Below are 2,008 nucleotides of genomic sequence, written 5' to 3' on the forward strand. Positions count from 1 at the left end.
GATTTGTATAAAAAGGTCGAAGGGGTCAATGTCGTCGCGCGAAAAGTACCGCTTGATGGAAAAGTCGGACTCGTTTCTGGTGGGGGAAGTGGGCATGAACCAGCGCACGCTGGATTCGTGGGGGACGGTATGCTTGCTGCGGCTGTTTGTGGGGAAGTCTTCACGTCACCGACACCGGACATGGTGCTCGAGGGCATCAAGGCAGCCCATGGTGGAAAAGGTGTCCTTCTTGTCGTCAAGAACTACTCGGGTGATGTCATGAACTTCGATATGGCAAAGGAACTCGCTGAACTCGAGGACATCGAAGTCGACACGGTCGTCGTCAATGATGACATCGCGATCAAAAAGGAAGAGGATCGTCGTGGGGTTGCGGGAACGGTCTTCGTCCATAAGATTGCCGGAGCTGCGGCTGCAGAAGGGAAATCACTGAGTGAAGTCAAAGCAGTTGCGGAAAAAGTCATCCAGGGCGTTCGTTCGATCGGAATGGCACTCTCACCATGTTACATGCCAGAGAGTGGCAAACCAGGCTTTGAGTTGCATGATGACGAGATGGAAATCGGAATCGGGATCCATGGTGAAAAAGGACTTGAACGAAAAGCAGTCGCTTCCGTTGATGCGATCGTCAAAGAGTTGCTCGATCGTCTGACGAAAGAGGTACCAGACAAAAAAGTCGCCGTCATGGTGAATGGGATGGGTGGAACACCAGAATCCGAACTGTATATCACGTATAAATACGTCGCGGAAGAACTTCAGGCACACGGTTACGAGATTGCCCGTTCGTTCGTCGGAAACTATATGACGTCGCTCGAGATGCACGGATTCTCAATCACGCTCTTACCAGTGGATGATGAACTGCTTGGGTATCTCGATGCAGAAACGAAAGCGATTGGATTCTAATTCAGATAAACGGGGTGTACAAAGATGAAGTTGACGACGGAACAGTTACGAAGCGCGCTCATCAATGCAGCGGAACAGATTGAACAGCACAAGGATGAATTGACGGACCTTGACCGGGAAATCGGTGACGGGGACCACGGGATCAATATGTCACGTGGCTTCCAAGCAGTCCAAAAGACGTTAGAAGAACACGGCGAGTATGAGGACTTAGGAGCTTTATCGAAAGAGGTCGGGATGACGCTGATCAAGACGGTCGGTGGGGCATCCGGTCCTTTGTACGGCACGGCATTCGTTAAGTTCGCTGGTGCGTTCAAAGGGAAAACGGAAGTCGAAGGTGCAGAACTCGCGGATGCTTTCCATGAAGCGACGGAAGGCATCAAATCGCGTGGGAAATCGGAATTCGGTCAAAAGACGATGGTCGATATCTGGACACCGTTCCAAGAGGCGCTCTCGCAAGACGGGGATTTGAAAGCGGCAATCGATCAAGCGCTTGCTGATACGAAAGCGCGCATCGCAACGAAAGGGCGCGCGTCTTACTTCGGTGAAGCGACGGAAGGCGTCCAGGACCCAGGTAGTCTATCGAGTGCGTTGTTACTCGGCGAAATCGCGGAGGTGCTTCATGGTTAATCTTGTACTCGTTTCCCATAGTGAAAAGCTTGCGACTGGACTAAAGGAACTGTTGGCAGAGATGGCACCGGATACGCCAGTCTTAATAGCAGCAGGTCTTGAGGACGGTAGCATTGGAACGGACGCGACGCGAATCGAAGAAACACTAAATACACTGGACGATGATGGAGTCGTTTTAACGGATATCGGTTCTGCGACGATGAACACGGAACTGGCCCTTGAACTATATAGTGGCGAACGGACGGTTCGGTTTATCGACGCACCACTCGTCGAAGGCGCGTTTTTAGCGGCTGTTCTTAGCGGACAGTCGAAATCCGTTGATGAGATTGAAGACGGATTGAAAAAAGAGTTCGGTAAATAATTGGTGAAGCCCTCGATGCTGAAGACAAAGTGCAATTGTTCTCTAACGAGAAGGATTGCGCTTTTTTGCTCGCTTCGAATCGTTTTCCTGGGACAAGCATCGCGCCGCTTCGCTTCGCTGCAG

3 protein-coding genes are annotated in these 2,008 nt (G+C 51.2%); all 3 read left to right on the forward strand.

The annotated features are described in order from the left end of the window. Window positions 1-897 (forward strand): dihydroxyacetone kinase subunit DhaK (dhaK, locus tag F8N00_RS17735; RefSeq protein WP_421018714.1); only part of this gene is annotated, 897 nt, incomplete at its 5' end. A gap of 24 nt (window positions 898-921) precedes the next feature. Then, window positions 922-1,524, forward strand: a complete 603-nt coding sequence (gene dhaL, locus F8N00_RS17740; RefSeq protein ID WP_421018715.1) for a dihydroxyacetone kinase subunit DhaL — start codon at window positions 922-924, stop codon at window positions 1,522-1,524. Further along, window positions 1,517-1,885, forward strand: coding sequence for a dihydroxyacetone kinase phosphoryl donor subunit DhaM (dhaM, locus tag F8N00_RS17745; RefSeq protein WP_255998986.1), 369 nt, complete (start codon window positions 1,517-1,519; stop codon window positions 1,883-1,885). Before dhaL ends, dhaM begins: the two co-directional genes overlap by 8 nt. The last annotated feature ends 123 nt before the right edge of the window (window positions 1,886-2,008 follow it).

It is taken from the genome of Exiguobacterium sp. A1_3_1, assembly GCF_048985645.1.
GTDB classification, from domain to species: domain Bacteria; phylum Bacillota; class Bacilli; order Exiguobacteriales; family Exiguobacteriaceae; genus Exiguobacterium_A; species Exiguobacterium_A indicum.

Excerpts from the sequence above, each read along its gene's own strand:
- dhaL (WP_421018715.1), top strand. The coding sequence starts at position 922 with ATGAAGTTGACGACGGAACAGTTACGAAGCGCGCTCATCAATGCAGCG.
- dhaM (WP_255998986.1), top strand. The coding sequence starts at position 1,517 with ATGGTTAATCTTGTACTCGTTTCCCATAGTGAAAAGCTTGCGACTGGA.